A 17,838-nucleotide genomic window follows, 5' to 3' on the forward strand; every position below is an offset into this window, starting at 1 on the left:
CGCATGTCCGCACGATTGCTTCCCGGCGCTCCGGTCGCCGAGGCCGTTCTCACCGACGTCTCCGAGCGAGCCGCCAAGCTCAAGGCCCAGGGCGTCACGCCCAGCCTGGCCACCGTGCTCGTCGGCGACGACGACGCCAGCGCCGGCTACATCCGCATCAAGCAGCGGCAGGCGGCCGAGCTCGGCTTCGAGTCGCCCCACCGGCACCTCTCGGGCGACATCACCCAGCAGCAGCTGCTCGACGTGATCGCCGAGCTGAACGCCGACACGAGCGTGCACGGGGTGCTGATCCAGTACCCGATCCCGGCCCACCTCGACTACGACGCCGCGCTGCAGACCCTCGACCCCGACAAGGACGTCGACGGCATGCACCCGCTCAACATGGGCCGGCTCGCGGTCGGTCTGCCCGGCCCGCTGCCGTGCACCCCGGCCGGCATCGAGGCTCTGCTGGCCCACTACGAGATCCCGGTGGCCGGGCACGAGGTGGTGATCCTCGGTCGCGGGGCGACGCTGGGCCGTCCGCTGGCGATGCTGCTGGCCCAGAAGCGGCCGACCGCGAACGCGGCCGTCACCGTGGTGCACACCGGCGTACCGGACTGGGACCGCTACACCAAGCGGGCCGAGATCCTCATCGCGGCGGCCGGCGTGCCCGGCATCATCCAGCCCGAGCACGTCCGCCCGGGCGCGACAGTGATCGGCGCCGGCGTCCGCTACGAGGGCAAGCGCCTGCTGCCCGACGTGGCCGAGGAGTGCGCCGAGGTCGCCGGGGCCATCACCCCCCGTGTGGGCGGCGTGGGCCCGACGACCGTGGCCATGCTGTTCCGCAATGCCATCAGCGCCGCCGAACGCGCGGTCGCCGCGGCCTGACCCTGGTGCCGGGCCGGGTCGCGGCGCGCGGTCAGGCCGCGGCGTCGCCCTGGCCCGGCTCCGGCTGCACCAAGGCCGGATCCGGCTCCAGCAAGGCCACGCACTCGATGTGCTGGGTCATCGGGAACAGGTCGAAGGCCCGCAGCTGCGTCAGCCGCCAGCCCAGCTCCCGGAACGTGTTGATGTCGCGGGCCAGCGAGGCCGGATCGCAGGCCACGTAGGCCACCGCCCGAGGCGTCGCCGCCACCACCGAGCGCACCACTTTCGCGCCGGCGCCGGTCCGCGGCGGGTCGAGCACCACCAGGTCGACCGGCCCGGTGACCCGCCGCCGGGCCAGCGCCGCCTCCACCCGTGCCTCGACCACCTCGGCCGAGGGCAGGTCGGCCAGATTCCGCCGGGCCGCGACCACCCCCGACCGGGACGACTCGACCACGGTCGTCCGCCCGTGGGTGTGCTCGGTGACCGCCCCCGCGAACAGGCCGGCCCCGCCATAAAGGTCCCAGGTGCTCTCGCCCTCGGTCGGCTGCAGCAGCTCCACCACCGCGGCCGCCAGGGTCTCGGCCGCGGCCGGGTGCACCTGCCAGAAGCCGTCGGGCGGCAGCTGCCAGCGCCGGCCGGCAGCGACCTCGGACACCTCGTCCGGGCCGGACACATGCACCTGCCCGTTGTTGCCCAGGGCCGCGCCCTCGGCCGGATCGTCCGGCGGCAGCAGGCCCCCGCCCGAGGAGGGCCGGGACAGCACCGCCACGTCGCCGCCGGTGGTCGCCACCGCGGCCACGGCGTCCGTGCCGGGCCATTCGAGCTTGAGCACGTCGAGCTCCTGGATGGCCGGGTGCGCGATCCGGCACCGGTCGATCGCCACCACCTCGTGCGACCGGTGCTTCAGCAGACCGGGCCGGTCAGCGGCGTCGACCGCGTACCGGACCCGGCTGCGCCAGCCGAGAAGCCCGTTCGGCAGTTCCTCGACGCGCACGTCCCATTCCAGCTTGGCCAGCCGCCGGAGCTGCTCCTCAACGACGGACTTCTTCCACCGGCGCTGCGCCTCACCCGAGGCGTGCTGCAGGTCGCAGCCACCGCATCCGCCCGGATGAGCGAAGGGGCACGGCGGCTCGACCCGGTCGGGCGAGGCCTCGTGGATCGCCACCGCGTCGGCCCGCAGGAAGCCCTTGTGCAGTTCGGTGATCTCGGCCGTCACCCGCTCACCGGGCAGCGCGTGCCGCACGAAGACGACCCGGCCGTGCTCGTCGCCCAGTCGGGCGACGCAGTGCCCACCGTGCGCGGGGGCGCCCACGGTCAGCTCGACGCGGTCGCCTTCGACAAGATCGGGTTCGGTGCTGGTCACGAATGCGGCTCCGGGGTTCGGTCGGTCGGTGGTTCCGGTTCGGCCGCCCGCACCCGGGGCCCGCGGGCCGGCACCCGGGTCAGGCTCTGGTCGAAGCGGTCGAGGTCCCGGTCCTGGCTGGACCGCAGCTGCCAGGGCACGCTGGTCACCATCACGCCCGGTTCGAACAGCAGCCGGGCCTTGATCCGCAACGCGCTCTGGTTGTGCAGCAGGTTCTCCCACCAACGACCGACCACGTACTCGGGCACGAACACGGTCACCACGTCGCGCGGGGAGCCGCGGCGTACGCCCTTGACGAAGTCGATGATCGGGCCGGTGATCTCGCGGTACGGCGAGTCGACGACGGCCAGCGGCACCGGGATCTGGCGGCGCTCCCACTCCTCCTGGATGACCCGGGTGTCCTTCTCGTCGACGTTCACGGTGACCGCGGTCAGCGTGTCGGGCCGGGTCGCCTGGGCGTACGCCACCGCCCGCAGGGTCGGCATGTGCACCTTGCTGACCAGCACCACGGCGTGGTTGCGGGAGGGCAGCACGGGCCGCTCGTCGGTCGGCTCGAGCTCGCGCGCGACCCGTGTGTAGTGCTTGCGGATGGCCACCATGAGCCCGTAGATGGCCACCATGGCGGCGATGGCGATCCAGGCCCCGAGCAGGAACTTCGTCACCAGCACGATGATCAGCACGAAGCCGGTGAGGCCCATCCCGAAGGCGTTGATGGCCCGCGACCGGACCATCCGGCGGCGCCGTTCGGGGTCACGCTGCGTACGCAACAAGCGGTTCCAATGCCGGATCATGCCGCCCTGGGACAGCGTGAACGACACGAACACACCGACGATGTAGAGCTGGATCAGCCGGGTCGTCTCGGCCTGGAACGCCACGACCAGGATCATGGCCGCGATGGCCAGGAAGATGATGCCGTTGCTGAAGGCCAGCCGGTCGCCCCGGGTGTGCAGCTGGCGGGGCAGGTAGCGGTCCTGGGCCAGGATCGAGCCGAGCACCGGGAAGCCGTTGAAGGCGGTGTTGGCCGCCAGGAACAGGATCAGGGCGGTGACCGCGCCGACCACGAAGAGCAGGATCGAGCCCGGCCCGAAGATCGTCTCGGCCAGCTGGGCGGTGACGGGGTGCTGCACGTAGTTGGCCGGGCCGGACAGGATCTGCAGACCCGGGTCCTCGACGTACTGCAGGCGGGTGGCCCGGGCGAGCAGCACGATGCCGACCAGCATGACGATCGAGAGGCCGCCCAGCAGCATCAGCGTGGTCGCGGCGTTCCGGCTCTTGGGCGGCTTGAACGCCGGTACGCCGTTCGAGATCGCCTCGACGCCGGTCAGCGCGGCACAGCCCGACGAGAACGTGCGCAGGAGCAGATAGGCGAAGCCGAAGCTGGTGAGGTGGTCCTCCTCGGCCGCGATGACCAGGCCCGCGCTGGGCGCCCGCAGGTCGTCGCCGAGCACGTAGATGCGGAACAGCCCGACCAGGATCATGCTGACGATCACGATGATGAAGGCGTACGTGGGCACCGCGAACGCCGTCCCCGACTCCCGCAGCCCGCGCAGGTTGAGCGCGGTCAGCAGGGCGATCGCGCCGACCGCGAAGGCCACCTTGTGCTCGGCCACGAACGGCACGACCGAGCCCAGGTTGGTCACGCCCGCCGTGGTCGACACGGCCACGGTCAGGATGTAGTCGACCAGCAGGGCACTGCCCACGCCCAGCCCGGCCCGCGGGCCCAGGTTGACCGTCGCCACCTCGTAGTCGCCGCCCCCGGAGGGATAGGCGTGCACGTTCTGGCGGTAGCTGGCGACCACGGTGACCATCACGACCGCGACGGCCAGCGTGATCCAGGGCGAGATGTAGAAGGCCCCGGCCCCGGCGATCGACAGCGTCAGCAGGATCTCGTCGGGCGCGTAGGCCACGCTCGAGAGGGCGTCGCTGGCGAAGACCGGCAACGCGATGCGCTTGGGCAGAAGGGTGTGCTGCAGCCGGTCGGAGCGGAACGGCCGACCCAGCAGCAGCCGCTTCGCGAGGGAGGTCGGACTGGCCACGAGAGGAAGGGTACGGCCGCCCCGGCTGCTGCTTCTGGCGAGGGCATGGCAATCTCTGACTGAGTAGCACCCATGCGGGAGGACGCGACACGTGCACGTGGTCATCATGGGGTGCGGGCGACTCGGTTCGACGCTCGCGCACAACCTCGAGGAGCGGGGCCATGCGGTCGCCGTCATCGACCAGAACTCGGACGCCTTCCGGCGGCTGGGCTCCGGCTTCGGCGGCACCACGGTCGCCGGCATCGGTTTCGACCGCGACGTGCTGCGGGCGGCCGGCATCGAGCGGGCCGACGCCTTCGCCGCCGTCTCCAGCGGCGACAACTCCAACATCATCTCGGCCCGGCTGGCCCGCGAGACGTTCGGTGTCTCCCGCGTCGTGGCCCGCATCTACGATCAAAAACGGGCCCAGGTGTACGAGCGTCTGGGCATCCCGACCGTGGCCACGATCCGCTGGGCGGCCGACCGGATGGTGCGCCATCTCGTCCCCGAGGGCACGGTCGAGGTGTTCCGCGACCCGACCAGCGTGGTCTCCATCGTCGAGGCGCCGTTGCACCGCGACTGGGTCGGGCGCACGCTCAAGTCGCTCGAGGAGCGCTCGGGCGCCCGGGTGGCCTATCTGATGCGGTTCGGCATGGGCACCCTGGGCACCCCGTCCACCGTGATCCAGGACGGCGACCAGGTGTTCATGCTGGTCACCGACGAGACCGTGGGCGACGTGCTGGACGTCGCGGCCGGCGCGACCAGGGAGGGGCTGTGACCATGCGGATCGCCATCGCCGGGGCCGGGAACGTGGGCCGCTCGATCGCCCAGGAGCTGATCGGCAACGGCCACCAGGTCATGCTGATCGAGCGCCAGCCCCGCCAGCTGCGCCCCGAGCGGGTGCCCGAGGCGGACTGGGTGCTGGCCGACGCGTGCGAGCTCAGCAGCCTCGAGGAGGCCGACGTGGCCGGCTGCGACGTCGTGGTCGCGGCGACCGGCGACGACAAGGTCAACCTGGTCGTGTCGCTGCTGGCCAAGACCGAGTTCGCCGTGCCGCGGGTGGTGGCCCGGGTCAACCGGGCCGAGAACGAGTGGCTGTTCACCGAGCAGTGGGGCGTCGACGTCTCGGTCAGCAAGCCGCGCCTGATGGCCGCCCTGGTCGAGGAGGCGGTGACGGTCGGCGACCTGGTCCGCCTGATGACGTTCCGCCAGGGCGAGGCCAACCTGGTCGAGATCACCCTGCCCAAGAATGCCCCGTACGAGGGTCAGCCCGTCCGCGATGTGCCGCTGCCCCGCGACTCGGCGCTGGTGGCGATCCTGCGCGGCAAGCGCGTCATGGTTCCCACGGCCGACGACCCGCTCGAGGCCGGCGACGAGCTGATCTTCGTCTGCACGGCCGAGGTCGAGGACCAGATCCGGGCCGTCGTGCTGGGCAGCGACGGCCGCGAACTCGGCTAGACCGTCTGTTCCGCCTTCTGCTCGCTGGTCACGCGGTGGATGGCCCACGCGGTGAAGGCGAACGTGGCGGCGTAGATCGGCCAGCTGATCAGGATGCGGACGATGCCGAGCGCGTTCGCCTCGCCCATCTGCCACAGCACGAACTGGATGCCCGCGCGCAGGCTGAGCGAGACCACCCAGACCAGCGTGAGCCACTGGAACGTCTTGAACAGCCGCGCGTTGCCGAACCAGTTCTGCTGGCCCTTGTTGGCCATGATGCCCCAGACGTAGCCGATGATCGGCTTCCGGACCAGGACAGAGATCAACAGGGCCGCGGCCTGCGCGAACGTGAGCAGGATGCCGGGCAGGTAGAAATCCTCGGCGTTGCCCGTGCGCCAGGCCAGGAAGGCCCCGATGGCGATGCCGAAAAGACCGTTCACCGCATGGCGTACGGGCTGCTTGCGGGCCAGACGGAAGGCGCCGATGGCCAGCGCGGTGAAGACGGCGCCACCGATCGCCCAATAGAGCGCCGTCCGCTTCTCGAGCCCGGCCACGGTGTCGCCCAGGATCACGTTGAGCAGCACGAAGGTGAGCACCGGAAGGCTCGACTCGATCAGCCCGCGGACCCCGCCGAGCTGCTCCGAGATCTGCTCGGACATCGAGGGGAAAGGCTCTTCCTCGTCGTCCTTCTTCGCGGGCGGCGCCGGGTGAAGGTCGAGGTCCTCGACGACCTCCTCGGCGAGCCGTTCCTCCACGGTTTCGTGCGCGGCGTGACGCGGCTCGCTGCCGGGTGTCACCGGGGCGCCTCCAGCTCGTAGTACGGGTTGTAGATGACCTTACGGTCGTCCCTGATCGCGATGCGGCCGCGCGCGGTGAGCTGGCGGCCGGGCTCGATGCCGGCGATCGACCGGCGGCCCAGGAAGATCAAAGTCACGACGTCACTGCCGTCCCACAGGTCGGCCTCGAGCGTCGGCAGATTGGTGCGAGGAGTGTAGGCCACCGTGCGCAACCGCCCGTTCACCGAGACGACCTGACCCCGGGAGCACTGGCCGGCCGGCATCGCGCCGCACTTGGCCACCTCACGCTGCAGGTCGCGGGCGTCGAGCTCGGAATCGGTGGCCGTCAACCGGTCGAAGAACCGGCGCAGGCCGGTGCGCTCGTCGGTGGTCATGACCTCTCCTCGTCCCGCACGGGATGAGCGGCACGGGCCATCGCCGTGCCGCCCCTACAAGGTACGCCCTGGGTGACCACTGTCACGAGCCGCTAGACGGGCCGGCTGCCGTTCGTCGGCGGACCCGCCTGCTCCTGCTCAGCCTGCTCCTGCTGCGCCTGGTCGGTCATCTCCTTGGGCAGCCGCAGCGGCAGCGCCTCGCGCACCGGGCGGGCCTCGTTGTCGCGGACGACGACCAGACCGGAGAGGACCTCGCCCAGCCGGCCCTCACGGGACGGGTCAGCGGCGGCCGCGCCCTGGTAGAGGGCCCGGACCATCCAGCGCGGCCCGTCGATCCCGACGAAGCGCACGTCGGCCGGGCCGTCCGGGGTGTTCACCCGGGCCGCCAGCTCGATGCCGTACGGGCCGTCGATCTCGCGCGGGGCCACGCCGTCGGAGGTCATCGCGCCCGAGATCTCGGCCCGCACCTCGTCCCAGATGCCCTCGGACCTCGGCGCCGCGAACACGCCCAGCTGGAGCGCGCTCTCGCCGTCGACCAGCACGATCTGCTCGACCGCGCCGTCGGGGTTGGCCTGCACCCGCACCTCGACGCCGTCGACGGCCGGAATCTGCAGGCTGCCCAGGTCGAGCCGCTGTACGTCATCGGGGGCGTGGCTCGCGTCCCACGGACCGTGGTCGGGCGGCGGGGGCTCGTCGCCGGCGGCCAGGCTCTGCTTGAGCGCCTCGGAGGGTGCCGCGTCGGTGGCGCGAACGTGCTTGGGGCCACCGCGCTTACGGGAGAACATCTTTACTGACCTTCCGTCTCATGCCTGCTGCGTGGGCAGCGCACTGTGCCCGCCCGTGGATCCATGGCCGCCGGCGCCGCGGGAGGTGTCGTCCAGCTCGTCGACCACCTGGAACGACGCCCGTTCGACCCGCTGGACGACCAGTTGGGCGATGCGGTCACCCCGGGCGATCTTGACCGTGTTCACCGGATCGTGGTTCACCAGGATCACCAGAATCTCGCCGCGGTAACCGGCATCGACCGTACCGGGCGCGTTGAGCACCGTCACGCCCAGGCGGGCGGCCAGACCGGAGCGGGGATGGACCAGACCGACGTACCCCTCGGGAATGGCCACGGCGATGCCCGTGCGCACCTTGGCCCGTTGCCCGGGCGCCAGGTCGACGCCTTCGGCCGCGACCAGGTCGGCGCCCGCGTCACCCGGGTGCGCGTAGGCCGGCAGCGGCAGGTCGGGGTCGAGCCGGCGGATCGGGATCACAACGTCGGTCAAGGCAAAAAATCCTCACTGGTGCGGCGGCGGGCGGCACTCACCCTGCCATCCTGCCGTGCCCCGTCGCGGAGGCGCGCCGTACCCTTCCAGGGTGACACCGGAGTCCTCCACGCGCACCACCGCGGCCCCCGCCTACGCCGAGCGGCTGCACCTGACCTGGTGGATCTGGCCGGTCATGCTGCTCGTCGTGGCCATCCTGGCCGTCGAGGTGCTGCTCGGCTTCCCCGACCTGCCGGTCTGGGTCCCGTTTGCCGTGCTGGTGCCGCTGACCCTGGCCGGCATGGCCTGGACCAGCCGCATCCGGGTCGCCGTGACCGCCGGCGAGTTCCAGGTCGACGACGCCCGGCTCCCGCTCGAGTTCGTCAAGGACGTGGTGGCGCTCGACGCCGAGGGCAAGCGCGAGGCGCTGGGCGTGGGCGCGCACCCGCTCGCCTTCGTGGTCCAGCGCCCGTGGATCGGCCCGGCCGTCCAGGTGCTGCTCGACGACCCCGACGACCCCACGCCGTACTGGATCGTCAGCACCCGTCATCCGGTCGAGCTGGCCACGGCCCTGCTCAGCCGTCGATGACCTTCCGACGTGCCTTGCGCAGGTCTTTCTTGATGTGCTCACCCAGGTTCTTGGTGGCCCGGCGGTTCAGGTAACCGGCCACCGCCGCACCCGTCAGCATCGGGCCCAGGGTGGTCAGGCTGCGGCCGAACCGCTTCAGCAAGCTGCTCTGCAGCTCCTTGCGGGCGGCGGTGCCGAGCACGGAGGCGACACCGACCCCGGGCACCAGCGGATTGACCCCACGCTGCTGCGACCAGGCCTGGATCAACGAGGCGGCCCGCTGTCCGAGTCCGCCCCGGATCGGCTGTCCGTAGATCTCGTGCAGCTCGCCGACCAGCTTGAGCTCGACCGCCACGACCGCGACCGTCTCGGCCGCGAGCAGGACCGGCGCGGTGAGCAGGGTCGGCGGCGCGGCCCACTCGACCGCGGCGACGCCGCCCCCGGCCGCACCGACACCCGCCGTCGAGTTCGCGGCGTTGCGGATCAGGCGGTCGGCCAGGTCGTCGTCGGTCAGGCCGGGGAAGTGCCGGCGCAGGGTCTCGATGTCCCGTACGGGGACGTGTGGCGCGACGTCGGCGACCACGTCCCCCATCCACCGCAGCGCGGCTTTGGGCTTGAACAGCTGGCCCATTCCCCGGCGGCGGATGTCCCCCACGAGCCGGCCGAGAAGCTGCCGGCGGCCACCCGGTTCCAGGTCGTCAGCGGTGAGGGCGGCGACCGTCTGCCCGAGATCGGCGTCGACCGCGGCCAGCTCCTGGTTCTTGGCAGTCGTCTGCTCCAGGGCCCGCGCATCGCTCGTCTCGGCGGTGTGGTCGGTTCCGCTCATCATCGTCCTCCCGTTGTCGGCCCCCGGGCTCATGCCTTGATGGTGATGCCCCGTGTCGACCCCGAGCCAAACCCGGCAACGGCCTGACGCCCGACCGCGAACCGCGGCCGGGTAGTGGTGCGCCCGTGCTACCCGCCCGGGCGTTGCGCAAGTGGCCTGGTCAGGCACACTCGCGGCAGATCAGCTCCCCGTTGCGCTCCGCGGCCAGCTGGCTGCGGTGGTGAACGAGGAAACAGCGAGCACAGCGGAACTCGTCGGTCTGCATCGGCAGCACCTTGACGGTGAGTTCCTCGTCGGCCAGGTCGGCGCCGGGAAGCTCGAAGCTCTCCGCCACCTCGACCTCGTCGACATCCACTGAACCCGACTGCGAGTCGGCGCGGCGGGCCTTGAGCTCCTCGAGGCTGTCCTCGCCGAGGTCGACCTCATCGCGACGCGGAGCGTCGTAGTCGGTGGCCATCGGTCTTCACTCTCCTGTATCGATGTGTCACTTGGCGTTAGTAACGCCAGCGACGTTGTTTCGGTTCCCGGTTCCGCCGGACGATTTCCGACACTGCTTCCGACATTGCCCCCTGCCACGTCGGACACCCCCGGTGAGCGGGGAACACTACCGCTGTCGCGGCAGTGATGTACGCGCACGGGCGGCCCATTGTTCCCGATGTGACCGAGGCGACATCAAGGTAGGGGTAGCAGCCTCTGGATCATCGTCGCCGCGCCGGAAGTATTCCCTGTTTCCGCGGGCCTGGCGGACAGACGCTAACCTCTCGACAGGTCCTGCCCCTTCCCCGGGCGGCCTGGAGACCCCGGCTGCACCTATTTCAGAATCACTGGAGCCAACCCCATGAGCTTTGCGCGCGTACGAGCGCTCGTCGTCGTCGGCGTGCTTGCCGTGGCCGCGGTGGTGTTCGTCATCGTGGCGCTGGTGCAGGACACCCAGGGCGGCCCGACCGCCGGTGAGGGCTGCCCGGCCGGAGCACCCCTGGCCGACGTCCGGCTGCCCGACGACCCGGCTGAGGTCACCGTCAAGGTGCTGAACGGCACCGACACCCCCGGGCTGGCCGACAGCGTCACGACCGAGTTCAAGAACAGGCGCTTCACCACTCAGAAGCCGGCCGAGAGCAAGTCCAAGCTCAAGGGCGTGGCCGAGATCCGGTACGGGCCGGACACGGTCGGCAAGGCCCAGCTGCTGCGGGCGTACTTCCTGGCCCAGTCGAAGATGACCTACAGCGCCAAGCGCAAGGGCGGCGTCATCGAGATCGTCATCGGCAACCAGTACCGCCAGCTCGCCACCACCACCGAGGTCAACCAGTCGCTGGTCGAGGTGGGCGAGCCGACGCTGCCGCCCGGCTCCTGCGTCAAGCCCGTCGACAAGGACTCCTAGGCGCTAGGGCGTATCTGCCGGATCACGCGGGGCTGCGGCGTGGCCCAGCCCGCGCCTGGCGGCGTCCGCAGAACGGCCCAATACAACACCGGTATTGGACCGCCCTGCGGCCGCCGCCAGCCACGACCTGGACCTCGCCTCGCTCCCACGTGATCCGCCAGATACGCCCTAGGCGCCCCCGGCGGCGTCCAGGGCGACCAGGGCGTCGTGCAGGGGTGCGTGCACGACCGGGGGCGCGGCCACGAGCATCTCGATGCCCGGGGCCGCCCCACCCAGGCCGGAGACGACAACGCCCGCCTCGGTGGCGATCAGGCCGCCGGCGGCCCAGTCCCACGGGTTGAGGCCCTTCTCGTAGTAGCCGTCGAGCGTGCCCTCGGCGACCGCGCACAGGTCGAGGGCCGCCGCGCCGAACCGGCGGATGTCACGCACCTGGGTGATCAGGCCGGCCAGCACCCGGCCCTGGTGCTCGCGCCGCCGGGCGTCGTACCCGAAACCGGTGCCGACCAGAGCCTGGCCGAGACCGCTGGGGGCCGAGCCGCGCAGCTGCTTGTCGCCGCGCCAGGCGCCGCCGCCCCGGGTGGCCGTCCACTCGTCGCCGGTGGCCGCGTTCACGACCACACCGGCCACCACGACGCCGTCGAGCTCGGCGGCCAGGGACACCGCGTACTGCGGGAGCCCGTAGAGGTAGTTCACCGTGCCGTCGATCGGGTCGAGGATCCAGCGCACTGCTCCCTCGGCGCTCGTCGCCGTGGTGCCGTACTCCTCGCCCAGCACGCCGTCACCGGGCCGGGCCGCCTGCAGGGCCTCGATCACCTGGCGCTCGACCGCCTTGTCGGCCGCCGTGACCACGTCGGTGGCCGTGCTCTTGGTCTGGACATCACCGATCGCCTCGGCCCGCATCCGCCGCGCGGTGGCCGCGGCCTCGCGGGCCACTTTCACCGCGAGCCCTAGCAAAGCGCCGGGTGTCGATGGGGTAGAAGCCGCCGAAAACTCACTCACGTGTACGCCCTTTCCGCCGTTAGCATTCTCTCGCCGGCCCGCACGAGCGAGGTCGGCGGCCCCCGCGGCGTGCTGCGGCAGGAGGATCTCGCCCGACGGCGCTACAATTCACCCCTGCCCACCGCTTCGCGGACACCACAGCACCGATCGTCCGCGTCCCGGGGGTCCCCACACCAACACCGGCCAGCCTCCCCGCCGTGCGCTGCGCTGGGCTCAATGGCCGTGCTAATCCTCGCCTCCGGAAGGTCTTTCGTGACAGAACCCCACCAGAACGGTGCCGACGTTCGTTCTCTCACCGAGGCCCTGATCGCCCATGCACAGGGTGCCGGCGGGCAGCTCACGTCGGCCGACGTCGCGCGGACGCTCGAGTCCGCCGAGGTCAATCCGGCTCAGGCCAAGAAGATCCTGCGCGGGCTGGTCGACGCCGGCATCACCGTGGTCGTCGACGGCTCGGTGAGCACCCGCCGCAAGGTCGCCGCCGCTCGCGCCGCCACTCCCGCCTCCAAGGCCACGACCGCCAAGGCCGCCCCCGCCCGCAAGGCGACGCCGGCGCCGAAGCAGGCCGAGGCCGGCGAGGGGGCGCCCGCCGCCCCCGCCAAGAAAGCCGCCGCCAAGAAGGCCGCTCCCACCAAGAAGGCGGCCGGCCCGGCCAAGGCCGCCAAGCCCGGCGAGGAGGGCCCGGCCGAGGGCGACATCGACCCCGAGGCTCTCGCCGCCGAGGTCGAGGACGTCGTGATCGAGGAGCCGCCGGCCATGGTCGCCGCGGCCGCGACCGACGCTGCCAGCTCCGCCACCGACGGCGACTTCGAGTGGGACGACGAAGAGTCCGAGGCCCTCAAGCAGGCGCGTCGCGACGCCGAGCTCACCGCCTCGGCCGACTCGGTCCGCGCCTACCTGAAGCAGATCGGCAAGGTCCCGCTGCTCAACGCCGAGCAAGAGGTCGAGCTGGCCAAGCGGATCGAGGCCGGCCTCTACGCCGCCGAGCGGCTGCGCGCCTGCGACGAGGGCGAAGAGAAGCTCGAGCGCAACATGGAACGCGACCTGCGCTGGATCGGGCGCGACGGCGAGCGGGCCAAGAACCACCTGCTCGAGGCCAACCTGCGCCTGGTCGTGTCGCTGGCCAAGCGCTACACCGGCCGCGGCATGGCCTTCCTCGACCTCATCCAAGAGGGCAACCTCGGCCTGATCCGCGCCGTCGAGAAGTTCGACTACACCAAGGGCTACAAGTTCTCCACGTATGCCACCTGGTGGATCCGCCAAGCCATCACCCGCGCCATGGCCGACCAGGCCCGCACCATCCGCATCCCGGTGCACATGGTGGAGGTCATCAACAAGCTCGGCCGCATACAGCGTGAGTTGCTCCAGGACCTAGGGCGCGAGCCCACTCCTGAGGAGCTGGCCAAGGAAATGGACATCACGCCCGAGAAGGTGCTGGAGATCCAGCAGTACGCTCGGGAACCGATCTCGCTCGACCAGACGATCGGCGACGAGGGCGACAGCCAGCTCGGCGACTTCATCGAGGACTCCGAGGCGGTCGTCGCGGTCGACGCGGTGTCGTTCTCGCTCCTCCAAGACCAGTTGCAGCAGGTCCTCCAGACGCTCTCCGAGCGCGAGGCGGGCGTGGTGCGGCTGCGATTCGGCCTGACCGACGGCCAACCGCGCACGCTGGACGAAATCGGTCAGGTGTACGGGGTCACCCGTGAGCGCATCCGCCAGATCGAGTCCAAGACGATGTCGAAATTGCGACACCCGTCCCGGTCCCAGGTTCTGCGCGACTACCTGGACTAGGGGCATTCGGTCAACAATGCGTGCCCGAATGGTCACCACCCGTACATCATCGGGTGGTGATCAGACCGTTGTGCAGAAGTGATCGTTGACGTGGCACCCTTGGATCACGGCACACTTAGAGCCCAGCACGTGTGACCTCGGTCCCCCCGGGGCACAGTGGGAAGGCCGCAACGGTGCAGGGTGTTGCACGATGGTGAGCAGTAGCCGAGGAACATGTTCATCGGTTCGAACAGAGGAGGAAGGCGATGACCCCGACTCTCACGCCGCCGGCAGGTAGTGTGGCCGGCCCCGCAGCCGATGAACGGTGCGACCGCTGCAATGCAGCCGGGAAGCTCCGTTTGACCCTGGCAGGCGGCAGTGAGCTGGTGTTCTGCGGACACCACGCCAACCGGTACGCCGAGGACCTGGTGAAGATCGCAGTGCAGTTCACGGCAGACCCGGAGTTCACCTGGCGTGGCGCCGACATGATGCCCAGTTCCAACTGAATAACCCCCTTCCCCCGACCGAAGCTTGAAAGGGGCGCCCACGGTGTGGGGCGCCCCTTTTCCATGCCCGGCCCGCAGCTCGCTCCGCTCCGCCGCTGTGGCGCCTGCCGCTCACCGCCCCGGCCCGCTCACCGCCCGGCGCGCGCTCACCGCCCCAGCGCGCCCACTGCTCCGGCCCGCTCACCGTCCTGGCGCGCTCACTGCACCGACGAGCTCACTGCTCCGCGGCGGGGTCGGCGGCCCAGAGGTCTTCGACGCTGGCGTTCAGGGCCCTGGCCACTTTGATCGCGAGGTAGACCGAGGGGGCGTAGTCGCCCGTCTCCATCGCGATGATGGTCTGACGGCTCACCTGCACCGCCGCCGAGAGCCCCTGCTGGGTGAGACCGGCCTCTTTGCGGGCGGCCCGGATGCGTACACCGGCCGTGCCATCCGCCTCCGGAGCCCGCACCGGGCCCGCGGGAGGCGCCATCAGTCTTCGTCCGCGGCCGCGAGGGCCTCTTGACGGCGCCGGCGGCGGCTCTGCACGAACTGCGCCACCAGGCCACCCAGACCGCCCACGACGCCGCCGACCGCGGCGCCGATCCACGTCGAGTCATCGGGCCCGTAGGCGCGCAGAGCGCCCACGAGGAACACGGCGTAGGGCAGGCCACCGATGAGGCCCCAGACCACCCGCCGGGTGTCCATGACGCGGGGCGTGGTCTCGACGCGGCGCGACCGCACGTACCACATGCAGACGAGCATCGGGACGAACATGGCGACCAGCACGACGGCCAGCGGGATCACCGAGGGGCGACCCAGCGGCCAGACCATGATCGCCGCGGCCCACGGGACGGCGACCCACTGCATCGAGGCCGCCGCGGCAATGCCCTCGTACCACCGGTAGCGCTCGCGCTCGTCGCCGTACCAGTCGCCGTCGAGATCGAGATTCCACCGAACGATCCGGTCGAGAATTGTCGTCGTCATGCACCCAGCATGAAGTCAAGTCCTCTTGACGTCAAGGAGACTTGACGTAAAGACTCCTTGACGTGCCTCGTTCACAGCGTCTGAATCGTCGCGATCCGTTCCTCGAGCTGCTCGATCGTCGCCTGCGCGCTGGGCGGCCCGCCGCACAGCCGGCGCAGCTCGGCGTGAATCTTGCCGTGCGGCAGGTTGGTGCGGTGGTGGTGCGCCGCCACCAATGTGTTCAGCTGCCGCCTGAGGCTGTTGCGCCGCTCCCCCGCGGTCATCGAGGGCGGCGCCTCCCGTTGGGCCGGAGCGGCCGGTTCAGCGGCCTTCTGCCGCTTCTTGGCGGCCAGCTGGTCCGCCTGCCGCTTGTTCAGCAACACCGAGACCTGGTCGGCCGTCAGCAGGCCGGGCAGGCCGAGGTATTCCTCCTCCTCGGGCGTCCCGGTCATCGCCCCCATGCCGAAGGACGTGCCGTCATAGATCACCTGGTCGAGCTCGGCCGTCGCCGAGAGCGCCTCGAACTGCTTCTCGAGGTCGCCCTCCGCGTTCTCCTCGCGCTGCGCCCGCTCCAGCAGGTCGTCGTCCAGGCCGTCCTTCTGCTTCGGCAGGCCCAGCACGTGGTCGCGCTGCGCCTCCATCTCGCTGGCCAGCCCGAGCAGGTGCGGCACGCTGGGCAGGAAGACGGTCGCTGTCTCGCCCTTGCGCCGGGCCCGCACGAAGCGGCCGATCGCCTGCGCGAAATACAGCGGCGTCGAGGCGCTGGTGGCATAGACCCCGACGGCCAGCCGGGGAATGTCGACCCCCTCCGACACCATCCGCACGGCTACCAGCCAGCGGTCCTGCGAGGCGGCGAAGGTCGCGATCCGCTTCGAGGCGCCGTCGTCGTCCGAGAGCACCACGGTCGCCGGCTGCCCCGAGATCTCCCCGATCAGCTTGGCGTAGGCGCGGGCGGTCTGCTGGTCGCTGGCGATGATCAGCCCGCCCGCGTCGACGATGCCGTGCTCGCGCAGCTTGGTCAGCCGGGCGTCGGCCGCCCGCAACACCTGGGGCATCCAGTCGCCGCGGTGGTCGAGCGCCGTGCGCCAGGCCTGGGCGACCAGGTCTTTGGTCATCGGCTCGCCGAGGCGGGCGGCCAGCTCGTCGCCCGCGTTCGTGCGCCACCGCGTCTCGCCCGAATAGGCCATGAAGAGCACCGGCCGCACGACGCCGTCGCGCAGCGCGTCCGAGTATCCGTAAACCGAGTCGGCCCGCGAACGCTGCAGGCCGTCCTCGCCCCGCTCGTAGTTGACGAACGGGATCGGGTTCTCGTCCGAGCGGAACGGCGTCCCCGTGAGCATCAGGCGGCGTACGGCGGGTTCGAATGCGGCCTTGACGCCGTCGCCCCAGCTGCGCGAGTCGCCGGCGTGGTGGATCTCGTCGAGGATCACCAGCGTCGAGCGGGTCATCGTGCGGCGCCGGTGCACCGCCGGCGCCATGCCGACCTGGGCATAGGTCAGCACCGCGCCGTGGAAGTCGCGCGACGAGTGGATGTCGGCGTTGCGGAACTCGTGGTCGAGCTGGATGCCGACCCGCGCCGCGGCCGTCGCCCACTGCACCTTGAGGTGCTCGGTCGGGCAGACCACGGTGACCGCGTCGACGGTGCCGTCGGCCAGCAGCTCGGCCGCGATCCGCAGCGCGAACGTGGTCTTGCCGGCGCCGGGGGTCGCCACCGCCATGTAGTCGTCGCGGCGGCGGCGCAGGTAGCCCACGAGGGCCTTGCGCTGCCAGTCGCGAAGCGGGGGGAAGGTCTCCAGATCCGGCAGTGGCGGGCTCAAGCTGCGACGATCCTTTCCCCTCAACAAAACACCCCCGGCAAGCGACCGGAGGCGGCATTCAGCATAGCGGCGGCAGGCACTCGGTGCGGGTTACGGCGCAGCCACTGGGGCCGACCACCGGCGGTACAGCGCGACCAGCCGTACGCCGGTGATGAGCAGCGCCGATACAGCCATCGTGAGCGGATCAGCGACCCCGGTCCCGCGCAGGATCGTGACAAGAATCGCGCCGCCGAGGGCGGCAACGGCATAGATGTCACGCTGCAGGACCACCGGGATCTCGCCGGTCAGCAGGTCGCGGGCCAGCCCGCCGCCGATCGCCGTGATCATGCCGATCAGGCACGCGCCGACCGCGGGCACCCCGGCGTCCAGCGCCTTGAGGGTGCCCGTGACCGTGAAGAGCCCCAGCCCGGCCGCGTCGAGCAGCAGCACCGAGCGGCGCCACCGGGTCAGCTGGGGGTGGAGCCAGAAGACGGCGAGCGAGGCGACGACCGCCGTGACCGCGTAGCGCCAGTCGGCGAAGGCCAGCGGCGGCACGGCGCCGATCACCAGGTCGCGCACGATGCCACCGCCGAGCGCCGCGACAAAACCGATAAAGGCGATCCCGAACAGGTCGAGACGCTTCGCGATTCCGGCCGAGGCGCCCGAGGCGGCGAAGACCGCCACACCGACCAGGTCGGCGACGAGGAGCCCGTCCCCCGCGTTCACCGGGCGCCTCGGGAGGAACGACCGATCAGTGCTTCATCGATTCGTAGATCTCTTTGCACTGCGGGCACACCGGGGAACCCGGCTTCGGCGATTTGGTCACCGGGAACTTCTCGCCGCACAGCGCGATGACGTACGTGCCCATGACCGCGCTCTCGGCGATCTTCTCTTTACGCACGTAATGGAACATCTCTGGCCCGGTGTCGGCATCCTTGGTTTCGGGACGCTCCAGGATCTCCGTGCTCACGACA

21 protein-coding genes are annotated in these 17,838 nt (G+C 70.9%); 7 read left to right on the forward strand and 14 right to left on the reverse strand.

The features are described from left to right. The first annotated feature begins 3 nt into the window (after nucleotides 1–3). Nucleotides 4–867, forward strand: coding sequence for a bifunctional 5,10-methylenetetrahydrofolate dehydrogenase/5,10-methenyltetrahydrofolate cyclohydrolase (locus M1L60_RS09825; RefSeq protein WP_253237013.1), 864 nt, complete (start codon nucleotides 4–6; stop codon nucleotides 865–867). 31 nt (nucleotides 868–898) lie between these two features. On the opposite strand, the gene M1L60_RS09830 is transcribed toward M1L60_RS09825, so the two are convergent. Continuing rightward, nucleotides 899–2,209: a class I SAM-dependent RNA methyltransferase gene (locus M1L60_RS09830; RefSeq protein WP_253237014.1), complete on the reverse strand. Its 1,311-nt coding sequence runs from the start codon at nucleotides 2,207–2,209 to the stop codon at nucleotides 899–901. Then, on the reverse strand, nucleotides 2,206–4,245 hold the full coding sequence (locus tag M1L60_RS09835) for an APC family permease (protein ID WP_253237015.1): 2,040 nt from the start codon (nucleotides 4,243–4,245) through the stop codon (nucleotides 2,206–2,208). Before M1L60_RS09835 ends, M1L60_RS09830 begins: the two co-directional genes overlap by 4 nt. Before the next feature lie 91 nt (nucleotides 4,246–4,336). On the opposite strand from M1L60_RS09835, the gene M1L60_RS09840 reads away from it, so the two are divergent. Together M1L60_RS09840 and M1L60_RS09845 are read left to right on the forward strand one after the other, a co-directional pair. Continuing rightward, nucleotides 4,337–5,002: a potassium channel family protein gene (locus tag M1L60_RS09840; protein WP_253237016.1), complete on the forward strand. Its 666-nt coding sequence runs from the start codon at nucleotides 4,337–4,339 to the stop codon at nucleotides 5,000–5,002. Continuing rightward, complete coding sequence (locus M1L60_RS09845; protein ID WP_253237017.1) at nucleotides 4,999–5,682, forward strand: potassium channel family protein; 684 nt, start codon at nucleotides 4,999–5,001, stop codon at nucleotides 5,680–5,682. Before M1L60_RS09840 ends, M1L60_RS09845 begins: the two co-directional genes overlap by 4 nt. Here M1L60_RS09845 and M1L60_RS09850 read toward each other — a convergent pair. The 4 genes from M1L60_RS09850 to dut all read right to left on the reverse strand — a co-directional run bounded on the left by M1L60_RS09850 (nucleotide 5,679) and on the right by dut (nucleotide 8,103). Then, nucleotides 5,679–6,458: a DUF3159 domain-containing protein gene (locus M1L60_RS09850; RefSeq protein ID WP_253237018.1), complete on the reverse strand. Its 780-nt coding sequence runs from the start codon at nucleotides 6,456–6,458 to the stop codon at nucleotides 5,679–5,681. The two genes, M1L60_RS09845 and M1L60_RS09850, sit on opposite strands and share 4 nt — an antisense overlap. Next, nucleotides 6,455–6,832 carry an OB-fold nucleic acid binding domain-containing protein gene (locus tag M1L60_RS09855; RefSeq protein ID WP_221378760.1) on the reverse strand — a complete coding sequence of 126 codons (378 nt, stop codon included), beginning with the start codon at nucleotides 6,830–6,832 and terminating at the stop codon, nucleotides 6,455–6,457. The genes M1L60_RS09850 and M1L60_RS09855 overlap by 4 nt, the downstream gene beginning before the upstream one ends. A 92-nt stretch (nucleotides 6,833–6,924) precedes the next feature. Beyond that, nucleotides 6,925–7,617: a DUF3710 domain-containing protein gene (locus tag M1L60_RS09860; protein WP_253237019.1), complete on the reverse strand. Its 693-nt coding sequence runs from the start codon at nucleotides 7,615–7,617 to the stop codon at nucleotides 6,925–6,927. Between the two features lie 18 nt (nucleotides 7,618–7,635). Next, nucleotides 7,636–8,103, reverse strand: a complete 468-nt coding sequence (gene dut, locus M1L60_RS09865) for a dUTP diphosphatase (RefSeq protein ID WP_253237020.1) — start codon at nucleotides 8,101–8,103, stop codon at nucleotides 7,636–7,638. Between the two features lie 91 nt (nucleotides 8,104–8,194). Here dut and M1L60_RS09870 point away from each other — a divergent pair, with 91 nt between their 5' ends. After that, nucleotides 8,195–8,671, forward strand: coding sequence for a DUF3093 domain-containing protein (locus M1L60_RS09870; protein ID WP_253237021.1), 477 nt, complete (start codon nucleotides 8,195–8,197; stop codon nucleotides 8,669–8,671). Here M1L60_RS09870 and M1L60_RS09875 read toward each other — a convergent pair. Beyond that, the gene (locus M1L60_RS09875) at nucleotides 8,658–9,509 is read right to left on the reverse strand and encodes a hypothetical protein (protein ID WP_253237022.1); all 852 of its coding nucleotides are present in this window, start codon (nucleotides 9,507–9,509) and stop codon (nucleotides 8,658–8,660) included. The two genes, M1L60_RS09870 and M1L60_RS09875, sit on opposite strands and share 14 nt — an antisense overlap. A 127-nt stretch (nucleotides 9,510–9,636) precedes the next feature. After that, complete coding sequence (locus M1L60_RS09880; RefSeq protein ID WP_221378756.1) at nucleotides 9,637–9,933, reverse strand: DUF4193 domain-containing protein; 297 nt, start codon at nucleotides 9,931–9,933, stop codon at nucleotides 9,637–9,639. A gap of 381 nt (nucleotides 9,934–10,314) precedes the next feature. Between M1L60_RS09880 and M1L60_RS09885 the strand changes: the two genes are divergently transcribed. Then, nucleotides 10,315–10,854, forward strand: coding sequence for a LytR C-terminal domain-containing protein (locus M1L60_RS09885; protein WP_253237023.1), 540 nt, complete (start codon nucleotides 10,315–10,317; stop codon nucleotides 10,852–10,854). A 168-nt stretch (nucleotides 10,855–11,022) separates the two neighbouring features. On the opposite strand, the gene M1L60_RS09890 is transcribed toward M1L60_RS09885, so the two are convergent. Next, a complete protein-coding gene (locus M1L60_RS09890) occupies nucleotides 11,023–11,853 on the reverse strand; it encodes an inositol monophosphatase family protein (protein WP_438862089.1) in 831 nt (276 codons plus the stop codon). Nucleotides 11,854–12,105: 252 nt separating this feature from the next. Between M1L60_RS09890 and M1L60_RS09895 the strand changes: the two genes are divergently transcribed. Together M1L60_RS09895 and M1L60_RS09900 are read left to right on the forward strand one after the other, a co-directional pair. After that, complete coding sequence (locus M1L60_RS09895; protein WP_308208442.1) at nucleotides 12,106–13,641, forward strand: RNA polymerase sigma factor; 1,536 nt, start codon at nucleotides 12,106–12,108, stop codon at nucleotides 13,639–13,641. A 245-nt stretch (nucleotides 13,642–13,886) separates the two neighbouring features. Then, nucleotides 13,887–14,126, forward strand: a complete 240-nt coding sequence (locus M1L60_RS09900; protein WP_253237025.1) for a DUF7455 domain-containing protein — start codon at nucleotides 13,887–13,889, stop codon at nucleotides 14,124–14,126. 214 nt (nucleotides 14,127–14,340) lie between these two features. Here the strand turns inward: M1L60_RS09900 and M1L60_RS09905 are convergent, their stop codons facing one another. The 5 genes from M1L60_RS09905 to M1L60_RS09925 form a co-directional block, all read right to left on the reverse strand. Continuing rightward, nucleotides 14,341–14,595 (reverse strand): helix-turn-helix transcriptional regulator, encoded by a 255-nt coding sequence (locus tag M1L60_RS09905; RefSeq protein WP_253237026.1) that lies wholly within the window; start codon nucleotides 14,593–14,595, stop codon nucleotides 14,341–14,343. Further along, nucleotides 14,595–15,089: a hypothetical protein gene (locus M1L60_RS09910; protein ID WP_253237027.1), complete on the reverse strand. Its 495-nt coding sequence runs from the start codon at nucleotides 15,087–15,089 to the stop codon at nucleotides 14,595–14,597. The genes M1L60_RS09905 and M1L60_RS09910 overlap by 1 nt, the downstream gene beginning before the upstream one ends. Nucleotides 15,090–15,160: 71 nt before the next feature. After that, a complete protein-coding gene (locus M1L60_RS09915) occupies nucleotides 15,161–16,885 on the reverse strand; it encodes a DEAD/DEAH box helicase (RefSeq protein ID WP_253237028.1) in 1,725 nt (574 codons plus the stop codon). Nucleotides 16,886–16,975: 90 nt separating this feature from the next. Continuing rightward, nucleotides 16,976–17,590, reverse strand: coding sequence for a trimeric intracellular cation channel family protein (locus M1L60_RS09920; RefSeq protein ID WP_253237029.1), 615 nt, complete (start codon nucleotides 17,588–17,590; stop codon nucleotides 16,976–16,978). A gap of 25 nt (nucleotides 17,591–17,615) precedes the next feature. Then, complete coding sequence (locus M1L60_RS09925) at nucleotides 17,616–17,834, reverse strand: DUF3039 domain-containing protein (protein ID WP_253237030.1); 219 nt, start codon at nucleotides 17,832–17,834, stop codon at nucleotides 17,616–17,618. Between the last annotated feature and the right edge of the window lie 4 nt (nucleotides 17,835–17,838).

It is taken from the genome of Paractinoplanes aksuensis (genome assembly GCF_024137025.1).
GTDB classification, from domain to species: domain Bacteria; phylum Actinomycetota; class Actinomycetes; order Mycobacteriales; family Micromonosporaceae; genus Actinoplanes; species Actinoplanes aksuensis.

Coding starts and splice junctions, on each gene's coding strand:
- M1L60_RS09825 (WP_253237013.1), top strand. CDS start 4: ATGTCCGCACGATTGCTTCCCGGCGCTCCGGTCGCCGAGGCCGTTCTC.
- M1L60_RS09855 (WP_221378760.1), bottom strand. CDS start 6,832: ATGACCACCGACGAGCGCACCGGCCTGCGCCGGTTCTTCGACCGGTTG.
- M1L60_RS09860 (WP_253237019.1), bottom strand. CDS start 7,617: ATGTTCTCCCGTAAGCGCGGTGGCCCCAAGCACGTTCGCGCCACCGAC.
- M1L60_RS09875 (WP_253237022.1), bottom strand. CDS start 9,509: ATGAGCCCGGGGGCCGACAACGGGAGGACGATGATGAGCGGAACCGAC.
- M1L60_RS09880 (WP_221378756.1), bottom strand. CDS start 9,933: ATGGCCACCGACTACGACGCTCCGCGTCGCGATGAGGTCGACCTCGGC.
- M1L60_RS09885 (WP_253237023.1), top strand. CDS start 10,315: ATGAGCTTTGCGCGCGTACGAGCGCTCGTCGTCGTCGGCGTGCTTGCC.
- M1L60_RS09900 (WP_253237025.1), top strand. CDS start 13,887: ATGACCCCGACTCTCACGCCGCCGGCAGGTAGTGTGGCCGGCCCCGCA.
- M1L60_RS09905 (WP_253237026.1), bottom strand. CDS start 14,595: ATGGCGCCTCCCGCGGGCCCGGTGCGGGCTCCGGAGGCGGATGGCACG.
- M1L60_RS09910 (WP_253237027.1), bottom strand. CDS start 15,089: ATGACGACGACAATTCTCGACCGGATCGTTCGGTGGAATCTCGATCTC.